The 18,297-nt window shown below is 65.5% G+C and carries 17 protein-coding genes; 11 read left to right on the top strand and 6 right to left on the bottom strand.

Going from position 1 to position 18,297, the window contains the following annotated elements:
• The first annotated feature begins 5 nt into the window (after positions 1-5).
• The 5 genes from ccoP (at position 6) to ccoS (ending at position 5,352) form a co-directional block, all read left to right on the top strand.
• On the top strand, positions 6-878 hold the full coding sequence (gene ccoP / locus C2U70_RS23295) for a cytochrome-c oxidase, cbb3-type subunit III (protein ID WP_140980755.1): 873 nt from the start codon (positions 6-8) through the stop codon (positions 876-878).
• 115 nt (positions 879-993) lie between these two features.
• Complete coding sequence (ccoG, locus tag C2U70_RS23290) at positions 994-2,460, top strand: cytochrome c oxidase accessory protein CcoG (RefSeq protein WP_140980754.1); 1,467 nt, start codon at positions 994-996, stop codon at positions 2,458-2,460.
• A gap of 18 nt (positions 2,461-2,478) precedes the next feature.
• Complete coding sequence (locus C2U70_RS23285; protein WP_140980753.1) at positions 2,479-2,973, top strand: FixH family protein; 495 nt, start codon at positions 2,479-2,481, stop codon at positions 2,971-2,973.
• A 10-nt stretch (positions 2,974-2,983) separates the two neighbouring features.
• Positions 2,984-5,170, top strand: coding sequence for a cation-translocating P-type ATPase (locus tag C2U70_RS23280; protein ID WP_140980752.1), 2,187 nt, complete (start codon positions 2,984-2,986; stop codon positions 5,168-5,170).
• On the top strand, positions 5,170-5,352 hold the full coding sequence (gene ccoS, locus C2U70_RS23275) for a cbb3-type cytochrome oxidase assembly protein CcoS (protein WP_140980751.1): 183 nt from the start codon (positions 5,170-5,172) through the stop codon (positions 5,350-5,352). Before C2U70_RS23280 ends, ccoS begins: the two co-directional genes overlap by 1 nt.
• 158 nt (positions 5,353-5,510) lie before the next feature.
• Here ccoS and C2U70_RS23270 read toward each other — a convergent pair whose 3' ends face one another.
• The 4 genes from C2U70_RS23270 to C2U70_RS23255 all read right to left on the bottom strand — a co-directional run bounded on the left by C2U70_RS23270 (position 5,511) and on the right by C2U70_RS23255 (position 9,277).
• Complete coding sequence (locus tag C2U70_RS23270) at positions 5,511-6,719, bottom strand: MFS transporter (protein ID WP_140980750.1); 1,209 nt, start codon at positions 6,717-6,719, stop codon at positions 5,511-5,513.
• A gap of 94 nt (positions 6,720-6,813) precedes the next feature.
• On the bottom strand, positions 6,814-7,296 hold the full coding sequence (locus C2U70_RS23265) for a cupin domain-containing protein (protein ID WP_140980749.1): 483 nt from the start codon (positions 7,294-7,296) through the stop codon (positions 6,814-6,816).
• A 114-nt stretch (positions 7,297-7,410) separates the two neighbouring features.
• Positions 7,411-8,772 (bottom strand): dihydrolipoyl dehydrogenase family protein, encoded by a 1,362-nt coding sequence (locus tag C2U70_RS23260; protein WP_140980748.1) that lies wholly within the window; start codon positions 8,770-8,772, stop codon positions 7,411-7,413.
• A 10-nt stretch (positions 8,773-8,782) separates the two neighbouring features.
• Positions 8,783-9,277, bottom strand: coding sequence for a DUF302 domain-containing protein (locus tag C2U70_RS23255; protein WP_140980747.1), 495 nt, complete (start codon positions 9,275-9,277; stop codon positions 8,783-8,785).
• 270 nt (positions 9,278-9,547) lie between these two features.
• Here C2U70_RS23255 and C2U70_RS23250 point away from each other — a divergent pair, with 270 nt between their 5' ends.
• Complete coding sequence (locus C2U70_RS23250) at positions 9,548-10,264, top strand: peroxiredoxin-like family protein (RefSeq protein WP_140980746.1); 717 nt, start codon at positions 9,548-9,550, stop codon at positions 10,262-10,264.
• Between the two features lie 172 nt (positions 10,265-10,436).
• Here the strand turns inward: C2U70_RS23250 and C2U70_RS23245 are convergent, their stop codons facing one another.
• Entirely contained in the window at positions 10,437-11,324 is an 888-nt protein-coding gene (locus C2U70_RS23245) for a LysR family transcriptional regulator (protein ID WP_140980745.1), read from the bottom strand.
• Positions 11,325-11,512: 188 nt separating this feature from the next.
• Between C2U70_RS23245 and C2U70_RS23240 the strand changes: the two genes are divergently transcribed.
• The 4 genes from C2U70_RS23240 to C2U70_RS23225 all read left to right on the top strand — a co-directional run bounded on the left by C2U70_RS23240 (position 11,513) and on the right by C2U70_RS23225 (position 14,832).
• On the top strand, positions 11,513-12,337 hold the full coding sequence (locus C2U70_RS23240) for a 3-hydroxybutyrate dehydrogenase (protein WP_140980744.1): 825 nt from the start codon (positions 11,513-11,515) through the stop codon (positions 12,335-12,337).
• A 70-nt stretch (positions 12,338-12,407) separates the two neighbouring features.
• Positions 12,408-13,559, top strand: a complete 1,152-nt coding sequence (locus tag C2U70_RS23235) for a patatin-like phospholipase family protein (protein ID WP_186294420.1) — start codon at positions 12,408-12,410, stop codon at positions 13,557-13,559.
• Positions 13,560-13,602: 43 nt separating this feature from the next.
• Positions 13,603-14,517 carry a LysR family transcriptional regulator gene (locus tag C2U70_RS23230; RefSeq protein WP_140980743.1) on the top strand — a complete coding sequence of 305 codons (915 nt, stop codon included), beginning with the start codon at positions 13,603-13,605 and terminating at the stop codon, positions 14,515-14,517.
• A gap of 75 nt (positions 14,518-14,592) precedes the next feature.
• Entirely contained in the window at positions 14,593-14,832 is a 240-nt protein-coding gene (locus C2U70_RS23225; RefSeq protein ID WP_140980742.1) for a DUF2798 domain-containing protein, read from the top strand.
• A gap of 557 nt (positions 14,833-15,389) precedes the next feature.
• On the opposite strand, the gene glgA is transcribed toward C2U70_RS23225, so the two are convergent.
• The gene (gene glgA, locus C2U70_RS23220; RefSeq protein WP_140980741.1) at positions 15,390-16,805 is read right to left on the bottom strand and encodes a glycogen synthase GlgA; all 1,416 of its coding nucleotides are present in this window, start codon (positions 16,803-16,805) and stop codon (positions 15,390-15,392) included.
• A 196-nt stretch (positions 16,806-17,001) separates the two neighbouring features.
• On the opposite strand from glgA, the gene C2U70_RS23215 reads away from it, so the two are divergent.
• Entirely contained in the window at positions 17,002-18,186 is a 1,185-nt protein-coding gene (locus C2U70_RS23215) for a CaiB/BaiF CoA transferase family protein (protein WP_140980740.1), read from the top strand.
• Positions 18,187-18,297 lie beyond the last annotated feature (111 nt).

Here is an 18,297-nt window from a genome sequence, read left to right as displayed (position 1 = left end):
ATATCATGACCGATCATAGCGAAGTCGATACCGTCACCGGCAGGTCCACGACCGGACACGAATGGGACGGCATCAAGGAACTCAACACGCCGCTGCCGCGCTGGTGGGTGATCACCTTCTATCTCACCATCATCTGGGCGATCGGCTACTGGATCGTCTATCCGGCCTGGCCGCTGATCTCCAGCAACACGACTGGCTGGTTCGGCTACTCGTCCCGGGCCGACGTCGCGGTCGAGCTTGCAAGCCTCGAGAAGATCCGCGGCGACAAGATGGTGGCGCTGGGCAAAGCCCCGCTGGCCGACATCGAGAAGGATCCGGCGCTGCTGGCGCTCGCCCGCGCCAAGGGCAAGACCGTGTTCGGCGACAATTGCGCGCCGTGCCACGGCAGCGGTGCGTCCGGATCGAAAGGCTACCCCAACCTGAACGACGACGACTGGCTGTGGGGCGGATCGCTCGACCAGATCATGCAGACCATCCAGTACGGCGTGCGCTCCGGCCACTCGAAGACCCATGAGGGCCAGATGCTGGCCTTCGGCAAGGACGGTGTGTTGAAGGCCGACGAGATCGTGACGGTCGCCAACTATGTCCGCTCGCTGGCGGGGCTGCCGACGGGGCAGGGCTTTGACAAGGCCAAGGGCGAAAAACTCTTCGCCGACAATTGCGTGTCCTGCCACGGCGAGGGCGGCAAGGGGAATCAGGAGATGGGCGCCCCCAACCTGACCGACAAGATCTGGCTCTACGGCTCCGACGAGGCGGCCCTGATCGAGACCATCACCAATGGCCGCTCCGGCGTCATGCCTGCCTGGGAGGGCCGGCTCGACCCCGCCACGATCAAGGCGATGGCGGTCTACGTCCACTCGCTGGGCGGTGGAAAGTAACAAGAGGTAACCGGACGGCGGTCGAACGAGGGCAGGGGAACTTGCCCTCGTTTGAGTTGGATCAAGCGACCGCCGGTATTTGGCTCTAGGGTCGGCGCACGCAACGGATTCAGCAATGAACAAGACCGTGAACCCCAAAGAGCTCAAACTGGACGACGACTACGGACCGCTCTATGCGGCCCAGAAGAAGGTGTACCCGCAGAGCGTCTCGGGCACCTTCCGTCGCATCAAATGGGCGCTGATGGCGTTCTGCCTCGGCGTCTATTATTTCCTGCCTTTCGTGCGCTGGAATCGCGGCCTCGGCGCGCCAAGCCAGGCGGTGCTGATCGACCTGCCCAACAGCCGCTTCTATTTCTTCTTCATCGAGCTGTGGCCGCAGGAGGTCTACTACTTCACCGGCCTCTTGATCGTCGCCGCGATCGCGCTGTTCCTGATGAACTCGATCGGCGGCCGCATCTGGTGCGGCTATCTCTGTCCGCAGACCGTCTGGACCGACCTGTTCTATGCCGTCGAGCGCCTGATCGAAGGCGATCGGCGCGAGCGCATGAAGAAGGACAAGTCGGCCGACCCGATGAAGCTCGAGCGCGTCTCCGAGATCGTGCTCAAGCACTCGATCTGGCTGTTGATCGCCTGGTGGACCGGTGGCGCCTGGGTGCTCTATTTCAACGATGCGCCGACGCTGGTGACGGAGCTCGTCACCTTCCAGGCGCCGATGATCGCCTATATCTGGATCGGCATTCTCACCTGCACCACCTATGTGCTCGCCGGCTTCATGCGCGAGCAGGTCTGCACCTATATGTGCCCGTGGCCCCGCATCCAGGCTGCGCTGACCGACGAATGGGCGCTCAACGTCACCTATCGCTACGATCGCGGCGAGAAGCGCACCTCGGTCAAGAAGGCGGCCGAGCTGCGCGCGCTCGGGCAGCCAGTCGGCGACTGCGTCGACTGCTACCAGTGCGTCGCGGTGTGCCCGACCGGCATCGACATCCGCAACGGGCCGCAGCTCGAATGCATCCAGTGCGGGCTGTGCATCGACGCCTGCGACACCGTGATGACCAAGATCGGCCGGCCGACCCGGCTGATCGGCTATGACAACGACATCAATATCGAGCGTCGGCAGGCCGGCAAGGCGCCGATCTACCGCATCGTCCGCGCCCGCACCATCGTCTACAGCGCGCTGATCGCGGTCGTGGGCGGCATCATGGTCTACACGCTGGCGACGCGCAGCCTGCTCGACGTCAACGTGCTGCACGACCGCAACCCGATCGCGGTCAAGCTCAGCGACGGCTCGATCCGCAATGCCTACACCGTCCGCCTGCTCAACAAGAGCGGCTATGACCGCGTCATCGCGATCGACATCGATGGTCCCGTGAACGCGACCGTTCACGTCGTTGGCGTCGATTCCGTAACGCCGGACCGGCCGATGATCGTCATCCCCCGCGACGCGACCAGCGAGTTGCGGCTGCTGGTGACGGCACCGGCCGACAACAATCCCGAAAAGTCGATCCCCGTCCGCTTCCACGTCACCGATATCGGGCTCGGCGTCGCTGCGTCCGCCACCGACAATTTTGTCTCGCCGTGAGGCCTTGAGGAGTTTGCGATGGCAAATGCTGCCCAGAAGCCGCTGACCGGAACCAAGGTATTCCTGATGCTGGTGGCCTTCTTCGGCCTCGTGATCGGCGTCAACGTCACCATGATGAAGCTCGCGATCGCGACGCTACCGGGCACCGAGGTCGACAGCGCCTACAGCGCGAGCCTCGCTTACGGCAAGGAAATCACGGCCGCGCATGAGCAGGCCGCACGCAAATGGCAGGTCGAGGCCCGCGTCCAGCGCCAGGGCGATGGCGGCGCCGTGGTCCAGCTCGAGGCCCGCGACGCCACCGGCCGGCCGATGACCGGCCTGAGCTTCAAGGGCACGCTGGAGCGGCCGACCGACAAGCGCGCGGACCTGGCCGTGGAGCTGTCGGAAGTCGGCATCGGCGTCTATCGCGGCAGCGCCGGCGCGGTCGCGGCAGGGCAGTGGGATCTCGTCATCGAGGCTGACGCGCGGGGACAGCGCATGTTCCAGTCGCGCAATCGCGTGATCCTGAACTGAGGTGGCGGTCATGCAGGTCACGCGGGACTTTTCACACTACGTCAAGGAGGCTGGCCCCGGCCTGCAGCACATCGATCTCGCCGTCGAAGGCGTTCACTGCGCCGGCTGCATGGCGAAGATCGAACGCGGCCTCTCGGCAATGCCTGACGTCACGTTGGCGCGGGTCAACCTGACCAACAAGCGCGTCGCGCTGGAATGGAAAGAGGGCACGCTCGACCCTGCACGCTTCATCGATCGCCTCGCCGAGCTCGGCTACAAGGCCTATCCGTTCGAGACGGCGAGCGCTGAAGCGACCGAGGTCGCGGAATCGCGCTTCCTGCTGCGCTGCCTCGGGGTCGCGGCCTTCGCCACCATGAACGTGATGATGCTGTCGATCCCGGTGTGGTCGGGCAACGTCTCGGACATGCTGCCGGAGCAGCGTGACTTCTTCCATTGGCTGTCGGCGCTGATCGCGCTGCCGGCGGCGGCCTATGCCGGCCAGCCCTTCTTCCGCTCCGCCTGGCGCGCGCTGTCGAACAAGACCACCAACATGGACGTGCCGATCTCGATCGGTGTGTGCCTTGCACTCGGCATGTCCGTGGTCGAGACCATCCACCACGCCGAGCACGCCTATTTCGACGCAGCGATCATGCTGCTGACGTTCCTGCTGGTCGGCCGCTTCCTTGACCAGAACATGCGGCGGCGGACCCGCGCGGTCGCCGGCAACCTCGCGGCGCTGAAGGCCGAGACGGCGGCAAAGTTCGTCGGTCCTGATGAAATATCTCAAGTGCCGGTCGCGGCGATCCATCCCGGCGACATCGTGCTGCTGCGGCCCGGCGAGCGCTCGGCGGTCGACGGCACCGTGATCGAGGGCCGTTCCGAAATCGACCAGAGCCTGATCACCGGCGAGACGCTCTATGTCACGGCCGATCGGGGCACGCCGGTCTATGCCGGCTCGATGAACGTGTCAGGCACGTTGCGGGTGCGGGTGTCGGCGGCGTCAGAAGCGACACTGCTCGCCGAGATCACGCGCCTGCTCGACAATGCGCTGCAGGCGCGCTCGCGCTACATGCGGCTCGCCGATCGTGCCTCGCGGCTCTATGCGCCGGTGGTGCATGCCGCTGCACTCCTCACGGTTCTCGGCTGGGTGTTTTGGGGCGCGAGCTGGCACGATGCCGTCGTCACTGGCGTTGCCGTGCTCATCATCACCTGTCCCTGCGCGCTCGGGCTCGCGATCCCGACGGTGCAGACCGTCGCCTCGGGTGCCATGTTCAAATCGGGTGTGCTGCTCAACTCGGGCGATGCCATCGAGCGGCTTGCGGAGGCCAATCACGTCATCTTCGACAAGACGGGGACGCTGACGCTGCCGGATCTCGAAGTGGTCAACGCATCGGGGATCCCCGCCGACGCCTTCGCGCTCGCCGGACGGCTGGCGCTGTCGAGCCATCACCCCGTCGCCGCAGCCGTTGCAACAGCCGTAGGGGCAAAATCGCCCATCGTGGGCGCGGTCGAGGAGGCCGGGCAGGGCGTGCGTGCGAGCGTTGATGGTGTCGAGCTTCGTCTCGGGCGCCCGTCCTTCTGCGGCGCCGAGCAGTTGGTGAGGGATGCCGAGCTCGACGCTGAAGCGTCCGTCGTCGCCTTCTCCAGGGGCGCCGAAAGGTTTGTCATCTCCGTGCGGCAGGGCCTGCGCCCGGACGCCAAGGCCGTCATTGCCGCCCTGCAGGCGCGCAGGATCGGCGTCGAGATCCTGTCCGGCGATCGCGAGGCGGCTGTGACCGCAGCAGCCCAGGCGCTCGGCGTTCCCGAATGGCGCGCCGGCGTCACGCCCGCCGACAAGATCGCGCGGATCGAGGAGCTGAAGGCGCGGGGCATCAAGGTGCTGATGGTCGGCGACGGCATGAACGATGCCCCATCGCTTGCGGCCGCGCATGTCTCGATGTCGCCGATCTCGGCGGCGCATTTGAGCCAGGCGACGGCCGATCTCGTCTTCCTCGGCAAGCCGCTGGCGCCGGTCGTGGCCGCGATCGACTATTCGCGCAAGGCGTTGCACCTGATGCGGCAGAATCTGTGGCTGGCGATCGGCTACAACTTCCTGGCGGTGCCGATCGCCATCAGCGGCATCGTCACGCCCCTGATTGCTGCGGCCGCGATGAGCGGCTCGTCCATCCTGGTCATGCTGAACGCGCTGCGGGCGCGCAGCGCCTCGCGGAGGGTCTGATGGAAATCCTGGTCATCCTGGTTCCGCTGGCGCTCGCCTTGGGGCTCGCCGGCCTCGTGGCCTTCCTCTGGTCGCTCAGGAGCGGCCAGTATGACGATCTCGACGGCGCCGCCTGGCGGGCGATTGCGGACGACGATCCGCCGCCGGAACCGCAGGCTGATCTCGCACAGGCGAAGCGCTAGGGTGGGTCGTCCGTCCGGAATTGAAAACAACCCCATGCACAGTAGAAACCGGCGACAATCGGGGTGTGTTGTTTTTCCGAAATCCGCTTGACCCGTCGGGCAAATCGGGTGTATATTGGCAAAATAGCGGGGCGCGCGCCGATCGTGCAAATCCGTGCTTATTCTGCATCCCGCAGGCTGAATGCCAGCAAAGCCGCGACAATCAGTGCAATTCCGACACCGGCCACGCACGCGGTCCATCCAAAAGCATCGAACAGACGACCGAGCACGGCCGTGCCGACCAGTCCGCCGCCGAAATAGCAGGCGAGATAGGTGCCGCTGGCAACGCCGCGGTTCTCGGCTGCGGCCCGCCCGACGAAGCCGGTCGCAGCCGCCTGCGCGAAGAAGGTGCCGACGCCGACCATGACCATGCCGGCGAGCACGTCGACCAGATGCGCGCTCAGCATCAGCGGCAGGCCCATGCTAGCGACGATCAGCGCGCCCCAGATCGTCGGCCGCGTTCCGATCAGCGAAGCGACCCGGCCGGCGAGCAGGGTGGTCACGACCGAGGGCAGGAACACGAAATAGACCAAGCCGAGGTCCATCATGCCCAGCGACAGAGGCGGGCGCACCAGCACGAAGTTCACGAACGTAAACGTGCCGATAAAGGCGAACAGGATGCAGAAACCGATCCCGAAGGCGGCGCGCAGCCGCGGATTGCGCCAATGCGCGAGCATCGCGGCAAGCGGTGACGCAGGCTCGGTCATCGCATGCATCGGCTGGACGCGGGCAATCGTGAAATAGACCAGCACTGCGCCCGTCAGATTGAGCGCAGCAAAGAAGTAGAAGTTCCACGACAGCCCAAGGCCGTCGGCGACCGCAGCCGAGATTAGTCGTCCGATCAGGTTGCTGGCGACGTTGCCGGTGATGTAGGCGGCAAAGGCGCCGCCGGCGTCCATCGCGCTGCATTGCTCACCGAGATAGGCGAGCGTCAGCGCAAAGGCCGACGCCATGCAGAGGCCTTGGGCGACGCGCAGCGCCGTGAAGACGGCAAGGTTCGGCGCGACCGCGAGCAGGCTGGTCGGGATCGCAAGCAGCGTGAGGCTGAGCAGGATGCCCAGCCGTCGGTCGATATGCGGGCTGAAGAAGCCGACCACGAGGCCGGCGACGGCCATGCCAAAGGTGCTGGCGTTGACGGCAAAGCCCATCGCGGCCGGCGTGACGCCATAATGGCGCGTCAGCGACGGCAAAATCGCCTGGGTCGCGAACAGGTCGACGACGGTCAGGAAGGCGGTGAGGCCGATGACGAGCGAACGGAGGATGATTCCGGGCGAATGTCCGTGCATCGCCATGTCGGAGGGCTTCATCTGTGCTGACAGGTCGGTCATGTCCACGCGTCTCCTGATCGGGGGGATGTGACGCCCGGCTGGGGAGATTCCGGGCGTCACATCCAGCAACGAGTGCTGGGGCCTGATGCGCTCGTCACATATTGTGGTCGTGCGGATCCTTGCGGACGTCGCCGACGTAGAGGATGACGGTTTCCTTGCCGAGGTTCTTCCACCAGTGCGAGGTGCCGAACACTTCGGGGCGGAGATCGCCGGCCTTGTGCACGATCGGATCGACACAGTTGGAGGCGTATTCGACGATCTCGCCCTGCTGCACGTAGATCAGCGCGGGGCGGTCGTCATGGCTGTGCCAGGGCACGATGCCACCGGGCTCGATCGTCAGCTTGCGGAAGCGCAGCTCGCGATCCTTGATGTTGGCCGGCTGCTTTTCGAGGTTGATGGCGCCGAGCGTGACGTCGGTGACGCCGACCGGCTTGAAGTCGACCATCTTCTGCGCGCCCGGCTTGATCTTGTCGGCCGGGCATTCGCCGGCGAAGGCGGGTTGCGCGACGAGCACGACGAGGCCTGCGAGGGTGAGGGCGGGGAGAATGGCGCGTGACAATGTGGACTGCTTGGGCATGGACGGATCTCCTGGGTTGACCGCGACCTCGGTGGTCGGCGGCTATGGCATCAGCTTCGTCGAAGTTGCGTGTGCGATGAAATGCCGTCTGTCTCTGGAGACGATAGCGAGCCGCTATGCGCGCCCGAGCATGTGCTTGATGTCGGCCGAGAACGTCGGATAGGCGTAGACATTGTCCCGGATCTGGCTGGCCGTGATGCCGAACTTGATCGCAAGGCCGAAGATGTTGATGAGCTCCTGCGCGGCGTGACCGACGAAGTGTGCACCGAGGATGAAGTCGCTGTGCCGATCGACGACGATCTTCGACCACGCGACGGTTTCGGCGTAGGAGCGCGTCGAGAACCAGTCCTGCATGTCGTTGACATGGACGTCGATCGTGGCGCCGCTCTCGCGTGCCACCGACTCGGTGAGCCCGACGGCAGCCAGCGCCGGCACGGTGTAGACCGACGTCGCCATGCCGGCATAGTCGGGCGAGACTTTTGGCCCCGAGACGATGTTGCGTCCGACGATGTCGCCCTCATAGGTCGCGATCGGCGACAATTGCGGAGAGTTCGGGACGGCGTCGCCGCAGACGTGAACCTGGGGGTTGGATGTCGAGCGCAGATAGCGATCGACCGCGACACGGCCGTTGGAATGTTCGACGCGACCTGCTGCGAGATCGAGGCTGTCGATATCAGCGACGCGCCCGGCGCCGTTGACGACCCGGTCGGCCTCGACGGTCCGTTCGACGCCGCCCTCGGTGAAGGTCACGCGCAATCGCCGGCCCGTCGGCTCGATGCGGTGGACGCTGACGCCGGTGTTGATCCTGATCCCGATGCGCTCGCTCTCCGCCCGCAATCTGGCGACGGCATCCGTGTCCATCGCGGGCAGGAGCTGCGGCAGCGCCTCGAGAACGGTCACGGCAGCGCCGGCGCGTGCGTAGACGTGGCCGAATTCCAGCGAGATCACGCCGCCGCCGACGAAGATCACCGAGGCCGGCAGCTCACGCTGGCGCAGCACCTCGTCCGAGGTGATCATGTGCTCGGCGCCTGGAATCGGCAACGGGCGCGGCTTCGATCCCGTGGCGATGACGATATGGCGGGCTTCCAGCAGGCGGTCGCCGACCCTGATCGTGTCGGGCGCGACGAAGGTGCCGTATCCCTTGATGACGTCGACCTCCCGCCGCGCCATGGCGCGGGCGAGATTGGCGGGGATGTCCTTGATCATGTCCCGCTCGCGGTCGATCAGCGCGGCCCAGTCGAGCCGGGGCATTTCAACGGCGATGTGGTGGACCGCGGCACGCTCGATGTCGTGGAGGGCCTGTCCGGCGGCGACCAGGACCTTCTTCGGCGTGCACCCGCGGTTGGGACAGGTGCCGCCGAGATCCCGCGCCTCGATCATTGCGACCGAAAGGCCGGCGCGCCTGACAGGGCCGGTCACGCCGATGCCGGCATTGCCTCCGCCGAGGATGACGACGTCATATCTCTCGCGCGCCATGATCGTGGTGCTACTTGGCGGTAATGGTGGACGTGATGGACCTGACCACCGTCGTCGCCATCTTGAACTGCGCCTCGCGGTTGGTGATGTTGTGGCGCTTTGCGATCCAGTCGAAGTCGGTCCAGACAGCCCAGACGTCGCCATTGTCGTCCTGCGTCAGCAGCAGGCGCACCGGCCAGTCCAGCCCGGCATTGGGGTTGGCGGTGATGAACTGGGTGCCGAGCGGCGGATTGCCGAAGACGAGCAGCGTCGAGGGCCGCAGCTTGACGCCGGCATCTGCGGCGAGCTTCGACTGGTCGATCTCGGAGAAGAACTTGATGCCCTTGGCGGCGATGTCGGCCTTGATGCGGCTGATCGCGTCGGCCATCGGCACCGCGCTCTTGACGCGCACGATGCCGTCGTCGCTGTCGGCGCGGGCGATCGACGTCGCGGCCGACAGCACGAGGCACATCAGCACGAGCGGGGCGGCGAGGTTGGCAAGGCGCCGGACGATGAGGCGGGTCATGATGATCTCCTGTCGATGTGGAATTCTCGATGGCGGCAGGATGGACGCAACGCGCCAAGAGGAGAAATGCGAAGCGGCTCTGAATTCGATAGCCCTGCGCTATGGTGACGCGATAGGCGGCAGCTATCGAACCGATTGTGGAAGGGCATTTCCGCTTGCAACGGATCCGGCGTTCGATGCCGATGAAACACGCCGTCGTGTGACGATCGCCCCTTGCAGGGCGGCCGGAACGCAAAATAGTCTCTCTAGATCATGGTGCCGGAGCGGAAGATGACGTCATTGACACCAGCCGACGCCGAACGGCTCAAATCAGCCTTCCAGCGCTGCCGCGACATGGAGGGCACGCTGAACGAGCAGCTCCGTGCCTATGCGAGCGCGGGCCGCGAGATTTTTCCGGCCTACGGCGATGCGGTCGATCGCCTGGTCGAGCGTCTCGCCCAGAACGGCGGCGGCGAGAACGCGCCGCGTCCGGGCGAAATGATGCCGCCCTTCATGCTGCCCGACGAGGAGGGGCGGCTGGTCGCGCTGCCGACGCTGCTCAAGCGTGGACCGGTCGCGGTGATGTTTTTTCGCGGGCACTGGTGTCCCTATTGCCGCCTCAACGTCCGCGCGGTGATCCAGGCCAAGGACCGGATCGATGCGATGGGCGCGCAGATCGTCGCGATCATGCCGGAGACGCAGGAGTTCACCGGGAAATTCAGGGACGATTCCGGCGCGCCGTTTCCGGTGCTGACCGATCTCGACAACGGCTATGCGCTGTCGCTCAATCTGGCGATCTGGCTCGGCTCCGAGATCCAGGGGCTGTTGTCCTATCAGGACATGGCCAAATTCCACGGCAATGACGGCTGGATGCTGCCGATCCCCGCGGTGTTCGTCGTCGGCCGCGACGGAGTGGTGAAGGCGAGGTTCGTCGATCCCGATTTCCGCAAGCGGATGGAGATCGATGATTTGCTCGAGGCGCTGGAGAAGGCGGGACGGGAGAGTTAGCATCTTGCGCCGCTTCACCCTCTCCCCTTGTGGGAGAGGGTGGCTTCGCGAAAGCGAAGCCGGGTGAGGGGTCTCTCTCCACGAGTCATCTTGCAGTCGGTTTTCGCGGACAGAGACCCCTCATCCGGCGCTTCGCGCCACCTTCTCCCACAAGGGGAGAAGGAAGAAAGAACTACCCCGCGATCTCGCGCCAGTCGGCGCCGCGCAGCATGCGCATGACGGCGTTGGCGACCGCGGTGCGCTGGCGGCCGGCGACGCCGTAGAGGTTGACGGTGCGGCGGGTGTCGAGGCCGGCCACAGTGGTCCGCTTCACGCCGTCCGGCAGGGGCGAGGTGTGCGGCACCATGGCGATGCCGATGTCGGCTTCCACCAGCTCGATCAGGTCGCGCTCGCTGGAAATCTCGTGGCTGTGATCGATGTCGACGCCATGCTCGCGCAGGCTCGCCGAGATGCGTTTCGAATGTTCGCAATAGGCGCGGCTGAGCAATTGCTCCGACCTGAGATCGTCGAACTCGACCGTGTCCTGGCCTGCGAGCCGATGGTCCTTGCCGACCACGAGCTCAAAGCCTTCGGTGAACAGCGGCCAGACGTCGAGCCGCTCCCAGGCTTCGTCGATCTCGGCCGCGATGCCGAGCTCGGCCTCGCCCTTCTTCAGATATTCGGCCACCTCGCGGCTGCTGCCGCGCAGAAAGCGGAATTCGAGCCGGTTGAACTGCCGCCGGATTTGGTTGAGATGCGGGATGAGCAGCGAAAGATCGATGGCGTGGGTGAGCGCAATCCGCAGCGCGCCGACTTCGCCGCTCCTAAAAGACGAGGCGAGCGAGCGCGCGCCGGCGGCGGCCTCGTAGCACTGCTTCAGCAGCGGGTGCATACGCTGGCCGAGCTCGGTCAGTTGGGCGGCCGGCCGTTCGCGGCGAAACAGATCGCCGCCAAGCTCGGCCTCAAGCTGCTTGATCGCGCGCGTCAGCGACGGCTGCGTCACGTTGCAGTCCTCTGCGGCGCGCGTGAAGTTGAGGAGTTGCGCGACCGCGAGGAAGTAACGGACCTGGTGCATTTCCATGGATCGGCTCCGGGCAGGATCGACCCGCAACCTAGCCGATCGGCGCGGGGAAAGACATCCCGGCAGCTATAGCGACCACGTATCGTTTCGGAAGCCAGCCGGCATTTCCGTATCGCAAGGCCATCGCTCACAGTCCGCCAAAGCCAGGGGTAGGTCATCAGGCCGCCCTCGCATTTGGAGGAGTTGCCATGAATATTCCCGTCAAACCGCAAACGTCGCCTGCCGTGCCTGCGCTCGCCGGCAAGGTCGCCCTCGTCACCGGCTCGACCAGCGGCATCGGGCTCGGCATTGCGCGGGCGCTGGCGGCGGCCGGCGCCGACGTGGTGCTGAACGGCCTCGGCGTTGCCAGCGAGATCGGCAGGGTCCGCGAGCAGATCGCCAGCGAATTCGGCGTCAAGGCGAGCTTTTCGCCGGCCGATATGACGCGGCCAAGTTCGATCGCCGAGATGATCGCGGCGACCGTGGCGCAGTCCGGCCGGCTCGACATCCTCGTCAACAATGCCGGCATCCAGCATGTCGCGCCGCTCGAGCAGTTTCCGGTCGAGAAGTGGGACCAGATCCTCGCGATCAATCTGAGCTCGGCCTTCCACACCACCCGGCTCGCCCTGCCGGCCATGCGCCAGAACGGTTTTGGGCGCGTCATCAACATTGCGTCCGCCCATGGCCTCGTCGCATCGCCGTTCAAGGCAGCCTATGTCGCCGCCAAGCACGGCATCGTCGGCCTCACCAAGGTGACGGCGCTGGAGACGGCCGAGGAGAACATCACCTGCAACGCGATCTGTCCTGGCTATGTCTACACGCCGCTGGTCGAGGCGCAGATCGACGGCCAGGCCAAGGCGCACGGCATTTCGCGCGACCAGGTGATCCGCGACGTGCTGCTGGCGCAGCAGCCCAACAAGCGCTTTGCCACGGTCGAAGAGCTCGGTGCACTCACGGTGTTCCTCTCGACCGAAACGGGAGCCTCGATCACCGGCATCGCGCTGCCGGTCGACGGCGGCTGGACCGCGCATTGACATGGGCCGGCGTAACAAATCGCGGCGGCTGACGAATATCCGACCAATCGAAGCTCATCAGGAGCGTGACATGAACGGCATGCAGGGCAATACAGAGAGCATCAGGTCCAAAAGCCTGCCAGGCCAGGTCGTGCTGGTGCTGCAGGGCGGCGGCGCGCTCGGCTCCTACCAGGCCGGCGTCTACCAGGCGCTGCACGAGGCCGGCATCGAGCCGGACTGGATCATCGGCACCTCGATCGGCGCCATCAATGCCAGCCTGATCGCGGGCAATGAGCCGCAGCATCGGCTCGCGCGCCTGCAGGAGTTTTGGAAGCGCATGGAGCAGAACCCGGCCTGGAGCTTCCGCACCGCATTCCCCGGCTTCAACGAAAAGCTCAGCTACTGGTCGACGATCACCAGCGGCATTCCCGGCTTCTTCCGGCCCAATCCGCTGGCTCATGCCGGGGATTCCTATCCGCTCGGCGCCGATCATGCGGGCTTCTACTCCACCGCGCCGCTGGAGAAGACGCTGAACGAGCTGGTCGACTTCAACCTGGTCAACCGCTGCACGCCGCGGCTCACGGTCGGTGCCGCGCATGTGCGCTCGAGCCAGATGCGCTATTTCGACAGCCGCGACGGTGAATTGACGGTGAAGCACGTGATGGCCTCGGGCGCGCTGCCGCCGGCCTTTCCCGCGGTGCGCATCGACGGCGAGCTCTATTGGGACGGCGGGATTCTCTCCAACACGCCGACGGAAGCCGTGTTCGACGACAATCCGCGCAAGAACTCGCTGATCTTTGCCGTGCATCTGTGGAATCCCCTGGGCGCCGAGCCGACCACGATGGCGGAGGTACTGAACCGTCACAAGGACGTGCAATATTCCAGCCGGATCGCCAGCCAGATCGCGCGGCAGGAGCAGGCGCATCGGCTGCGACACGTCATCAACCAGTTGGCGGCGCGCCTGCCCGAGAGCGAGCGCAGCAATCCCGCCGTGCGCGAATTGACGAGCTATGGCTGCCCGACGCGGATGCATGTGGTGCGGCTGCTCGCGCCGCAGCTCGACCACGAGACCCACACCAAGGACATCGACTTCAGCCCCTCCGGCATCATGCGCCGCTGGGACGCCGGCTACGCGCATACGCGGTCGGTGCTGGCGCGAAAACCGTGGGAGGGGGAGTTCGATCCGCTCGCGGGCGTGGTGCTGCACGAACACGGGGATGAAATTCCGATGGCGGCGGAGTGACGACGACCGCCTTCGGACGCCGAGGCGAAGAAGGAATCTGGCCATGGAAATGCACCAGGTGCGCTATTTCCTGGCGCTTGCCAAGCGATTGAACTTCACCCGGGCGGCGGACGAGTGCAACGTCACGCAACCGTCGCTGACGCGCGCGATGAAGCAGCTCGAATACGAACTTGGCGGCGAGCTGTTCCATCGTGAACGGCCGAATGTGCGCCTGTCCGAGCTCGGCCGGATCGTTCTTCCGCACCTGCAACAGGTCTATGACGAGGCGCGCAACGCGCGCCGGATCGCCGAGAGCTTCAAGGCCGACGGACACACCAAGCTGCGCCTTGGCGTGATGTGCACGATCGCGCCGACCATGCTGATCGAGCTCTTGAACTCGGTGCGCGAGCGCGACGGCCGGATCGAGGTCGAGATCAGGGATTCGAGCGCGCGCAAGATCGACAAGGAGCTGCTCGAAGGCGGCCTCGACGTCGCGATCTATTGCATCCCGGGCGAGACGCCGAACAGCCGGCTGCACACCATGCCCCTGTTTCGCGAGCGGATGATGATCGTGCTGCCGTCCGGCGATCCGCTGGCGCGGCGGAGGACCCTGCGGCTGGGCGAGCTGCACGGCCTGCGCTACCTCAACCGTAGCAGCTGCGAATTCAACGGCTATGCGGACCGCTTTTTTGAGGAGCAAGGGGTCGAGATCGAGACCGTCTATCGCAGCGACCGCGACGACTGGATCCAGGCGCTGGTGCGTTCGGGGCTGGGCTTTGGCTTCATGCCCGAATATGCGGTCACCGATCCACTGCTGGTGGCGATCCCGACGCGCGAGCCGGCATTTTGGCGCGACGTCAACCTGGTGACCGTTCGCGGCAGGCGGCACACGCCGGGGGTCGGCGCGCTGGTCCGCGAGGCCATGCGCATCGACTGGCATGGCGAGAAGGCCATTTCGGTCACGAGTGTGCGTATCTGATTTTTCGGCTTGCCCGCGTTGAAGCGGGCAGGGGAGCTTGTCGTATGGCCCGTCACGCGCCGGATCGAGGTCCCGATGTTCGCCATCCCGCGCCGTTACAGCCATTTCGTCTTTGGCGTCATCCAGTCGGGACTGACGTCCTTTGTCGCCGCCGGCATCGCGAGCGTCCCGTCGCTGGCGAGCGGCCACTTCCTGTGGCACTGGTTCGTGTCCTGGGTGATTTCGTGGATCGCGATGTCGCCGATCGTGCTGCTGGCCGCACCGGCCATCCGGTCGTTGTCGCTCGCGCTGACGCGCGAGGAATCGCCGGGCTAGAAGCTTCGTAGCCCGGGTGAGCCAACGGGTCGGCGCAAAGCGCCGCCCGATGACAGGCTCCGCGATATCCGGGACGGCAACCGCAGAGTCCCGGATGTCGCTTCGCTCATCCGGGCTACGACGGCACGACCGTCATCCCCGCGCAACGGCGAAGCCGTTGTCGCTGGAGGTGCGAGCCGTGCGGCGCGAAGCGGCGCATGGAGAGCCTCGAAGGATGCACGGCCCCGCTGCTGCAGCCGGGCCGTCGCCCTTCGAGGGCCGCTGAAGAAGCGGCCGCCTCAGGGTGACGGTCGATAGAACGGCAACCGCAGAGTCCCGGATGTCGCTTCGCTCATCCGGGCTACGACGGCACGACCGTCATCCCCGCGCAACGGCGAAGCCGTTGTCGCTGGAGGTGCGAGCCGTGCGGCGCGAAGCGGCGCATAGAGAGCCTCGAAGGATGCACGGCCCCGCTGCTGCAGCAGGGCCGTCGCCCTTCGAGGGCCGCTGAAGAAGCGGCCGCCTCAGGGTGACGGGCGATAGAGTGCCGACGGTGGCTCCAAACCATCTCGGGTCGCTTAAGCCGATGCGATCTTGCGGTACAGCGCGTTGTAGCAGGACGCCGAAATATCCCATGAGAACGACCGCGACATGGCGCTGCGGCGCATGGTGTCGAGGCGGTCTTGGGCGATGAAGGTCGAGAAGGCGCGGCGGATGCCGCCGAGCAGCGCGTCCCGTGACGGCTGCTTGAACAGGAATCCGGTCTCGCCGTCGGTGATGGTTTCGGCCAGCCCTCCGGTCTGATGGCCGATCGGCAGCGAGCCGAAGCGCTGCGCATACATCTGGCTCAAGCCGCACGGCTCGAAGCGCGACGGCATCAGGGTAAAGTCGCTGCCGGCAAAGATGCGCCGCGCCTGGGCCTCGTTGAAGCCGATCGCAACGCCGATGGCGTCAGGCCGCCTGCGATGCGCGTCGATCAGCGCCTGCTCCAGCGCCGGCTCGCCGGAGCCGGTGACCACGATCTGTCCGCCGGCGTCGATGATCTCGTCGGCCGCGGACAGGACAAGATCGATGCCCTTTTGATGCACGAGACGGGCGACGATGCCGAACATCGGCCCGCGCGACACCGCGAGCCCGAATTGCTTGCGCACATAGTCGGCGTTGGCGCGCTTGCCGGCCCAATCGCCGGCGCCGAATTGTTGCGCGAGCTGGGCGCAGGAGCGCGGATCCCAGCTCTCGTCGATACCGTTCAGGATGCCGGTCAGCTCGGATGCGTCCGAGCGCACGCGGAGCAGGCCTTCGAGACCGCAGCCGAATTCTTCCGTCGTGATCTCGCGCGCATAGGTGCCGCTGACGGTGGTCAGATGCGAGGCGTAGATCAGGCCGGCCTTGAGGAAGGAGAGCTGGTCGTAGAACTCGATGCCGTCGATGTGGAATGAGCTTTCCGGTGCGCCGATCCGCCGCAGCGATTCCTTCGGGAAGAGGCCCTGATAGGCGAGATTGTGGATGGTCAGGATCGACGGCAGCTTCGAGCCGCGCCAGGCGAGATAGGCCGGCACGAGCGAGGCCTGCCAGTCATTGGCATGGATCAGGTCTGCTGCCCAATTCTTGTCCAGATTGCCCGCAGCAAGCTCAGCGGCTGCCGAGGCAAAGCGCGCGAAGCGGATGTCGTTGTCGGGCCAGTCGCGTCCGGATTCATCGCCATAGGGATTGCCGGGACGATCATAGAGCTGCGAGCACAGCAGCACATAGACCGGCATGCCGTCGCGGGTTGCGGCACGGCCGAGCGTGCAGGCCGGCATCTCCGCAAACGCCGGGCAGCGGCCAACGATCTGAAGATGCGTCAGTTGTTCGATGATGTCGCGATAGCCGGGCAGCATGATCCGGATATCGGCGAAGGGACGAAGGGCTCGAGGGAGCGCAGCGGAAACAGCGCCAAGTCCGCCCACGCGGACGAAGTCGTCCATCTCGGTCGTGACGAACAAGACCCTCAAGAACAGCTGCCCTCTGCCCCGCCCGATTTGCTGCTATGCAAGATCGGGTCCAGTTATCAGTAAAGTACAAGGCATCCCCGGGAAGCTCCCGTCCCGGTAAAGACTTTCCTGTCGGGCCGCCGCCCTCTAGGGTCGGCGCATCAACAAGCCAGAGCAGGCGTGGTTCCAAAAAGAGACGCGAAGGACAGGGGCGGGGATGCAAGCTTCAGATAAGCACGACGGCGCGATGGCAAAGGCCTTTGCCGGGCTCCGGGTGCTGGATTTTTCGACCACCATCGCCGGCCCCCATTGCTCGCGGATGCTCGCCGACATGGGCGCGGAGGTGATCAAGGTCGAGACCGAGGAGGGCGAGACGATGCGAACCCGGCCGCCGCTGCGCAACGGCTGCAGCACGGCCTTCGGCCAGCTCAATGTCGGCAAGAAGAGCGTGGTGCTCGACTTGAAATCGAAGGCGGGCAACGAGGCCATCCGCCGGCTGGCCGCGACATCGGACATTCTGGTCGAGAACTTCCGTCCCGGCGTGATGCAGCGGCTGCGGCTCGATTACGACAGCCTCCGCCCGCTCAATCCGCGGCTGATCTATTGCTCGATCTCCGGCTACGGCCAGACCGGCCCGTCATCCGAGCTGCCGGCCTATGCGCCGGTGATCCACGCCGCCTCCGGCTACGACATGGCGCATCTGGCCTATCAGCCCGGCCGCCACCGGCCCGACTATTGCGGCATCTATCACGCCGACGTCGTCACCGGCACCTATGGTTTTGGCGCGATCGCATCGGCGCTCTATCAGCGCTCCGTCACGGGCCTTGGCCAGCACATCGACGTTTCCATGCTGGAGTCGATGCTGTCGCTGACGCTGAGCGAGTTGCAGAACGCACAGTTCGAGGTGCCGCCGCCGCCGCGGCCGATGTTCGGGCCGACCGAGACGGCCGACGGCTATGTCATGATCACCATCTCCAGCGAGAAGAGCTTTCAGAGCCTGATGAAGGCGATCGAGCGGCCCGAATGGATCGCCGATCCGCGCTTCGTCACCTATGCCGTGCGCCGCGTGAACTGGGGCGACATGATGGACGGGGTCGAAGCCTGGTCGAAACCGCTGACGACCAAGGCGTGTCTCGCCGCGCTCGATGCCGAGGGCGTGCCGGCATCGGCCTACCGGACCGTCGCGGAGGCGCTGAGCGATCCGCAATTGTCGCATCGGAAGGCGCTGACCGACGTCAGGGATGGCGGAGGTACTTTCCAGGTGCTGAACGTGCCGTTCCGGATGTCGGGTGCCGATGTCAGTGCGGGCCGGCATATGTCGGTGCTCGGCGAGCATACGCAGGATCTGTTGCAGGAGGCGGGCCTCGCGGACGACGTGTCGGCCAAGGCTGCCTCGGGCTAGGTTTATTCCGCACAGCGAACGAGGCTGCGGCGTTTCATCTCGTGCGCGTGTTCCTCTTGCCGTCGCCGGTGAATCTCGCCAATCTCGCCGGAAGTCACGAGCGATCCGAAA

Origin of the sequence: Bradyrhizobium guangdongense, from assembly GCF_006483445.1 — a bacterium.
Classification (GTDB): Bacteria; Pseudomonadota; Alphaproteobacteria; order Rhizobiales; family Xanthobacteraceae; genus Bradyrhizobium; species Bradyrhizobium guangdongense_A.
This window is presented reverse-complemented; position numbering and strand designations above follow the sequence as displayed.

Excerpts from the sequence above, each read along its gene's own strand:
- C2U70_RS23260 (WP_140980748.1), bottom strand. The coding sequence starts at position 8,772 with ATGGCGCGCGAGAGATATGACGTCGTCATCCTCGGCGGAGGCAATGCC.
- C2U70_RS23245 (WP_140980745.1), bottom strand. The coding sequence starts at position 11,324 with ATGGAAATGCACCAGGTCCGTTACTTCCTCGCGGTCGCGCAACTCCTC.
- C2U70_RS23215 (WP_140980740.1), top strand. The coding sequence starts at position 17,002 with ATGCAAGCTTCAGATAAGCACGACGGCGCGATGGCAAAGGCCTTTGCC.
- C2U70_RS23235 (WP_186294420.1), top strand. The coding sequence starts at position 12,408 with ATGAACGGCATGCAGGGCAATACAGAGAGCATCAGGTCCAAAAGCCTG.
- C2U70_RS23250 (WP_140980746.1), top strand. The coding sequence starts at position 9,548 with ATGACGTCATTGACACCAGCCGACGCCGAACGGCTCAAATCAGCCTTC.
- ccoS (WP_140980751.1), top strand. The coding sequence starts at position 5,170 with ATGGAAATCCTGGTCATCCTGGTTCCGCTGGCGCTCGCCTTGGGGCTC.
- C2U70_RS23225 (WP_140980742.1), top strand. The coding sequence starts at position 14,593 with ATGTTCGCCATCCCGCGCCGTTACAGCCATTTCGTCTTTGGCGTCATC.
- C2U70_RS23285 (WP_140980753.1), top strand. The coding sequence starts at position 2,479 with ATGGCAAATGCTGCCCAGAAGCCGCTGACCGGAACCAAGGTATTCCTG.
- C2U70_RS23230 (WP_140980743.1), top strand. The coding sequence starts at position 13,603 with ATGGAAATGCACCAGGTGCGCTATTTCCTGGCGCTTGCCAAGCGATTG.
- ccoP (WP_140980755.1), top strand. The coding sequence starts at position 6 with ATGACCGATCATAGCGAAGTCGATACCGTCACCGGCAGGTCCACGACC.
- C2U70_RS23265 (WP_140980749.1), bottom strand. The coding sequence starts at position 7,296 with ATGCCCAAGCAGTCCACATTGTCACGCGCCATTCTCCCCGCCCTCACC.
- C2U70_RS23280 (WP_140980752.1), top strand. The coding sequence starts at position 2,984 with ATGCAGGTCACGCGGGACTTTTCACACTACGTCAAGGAGGCTGGCCCC.
- C2U70_RS23255 (WP_140980747.1), bottom strand. The coding sequence starts at position 9,277 with ATGACCCGCCTCATCGTCCGGCGCCTTGCCAACCTCGCCGCCCCGCTC.
- ccoG (WP_140980754.1), top strand. The coding sequence starts at position 994 with ATGAACAAGACCGTGAACCCCAAAGAGCTCAAACTGGACGACGACTAC.
- C2U70_RS23240 (WP_140980744.1), top strand. The coding sequence starts at position 11,513 with ATGAATATTCCCGTCAAACCGCAAACGTCGCCTGCCGTGCCTGCGCTC.
- C2U70_RS23270 (WP_140980750.1), bottom strand. The coding sequence starts at position 6,719 with ATGACCGACCTGTCAGCACAGATGAAGCCCTCCGACATGGCGATGCAC.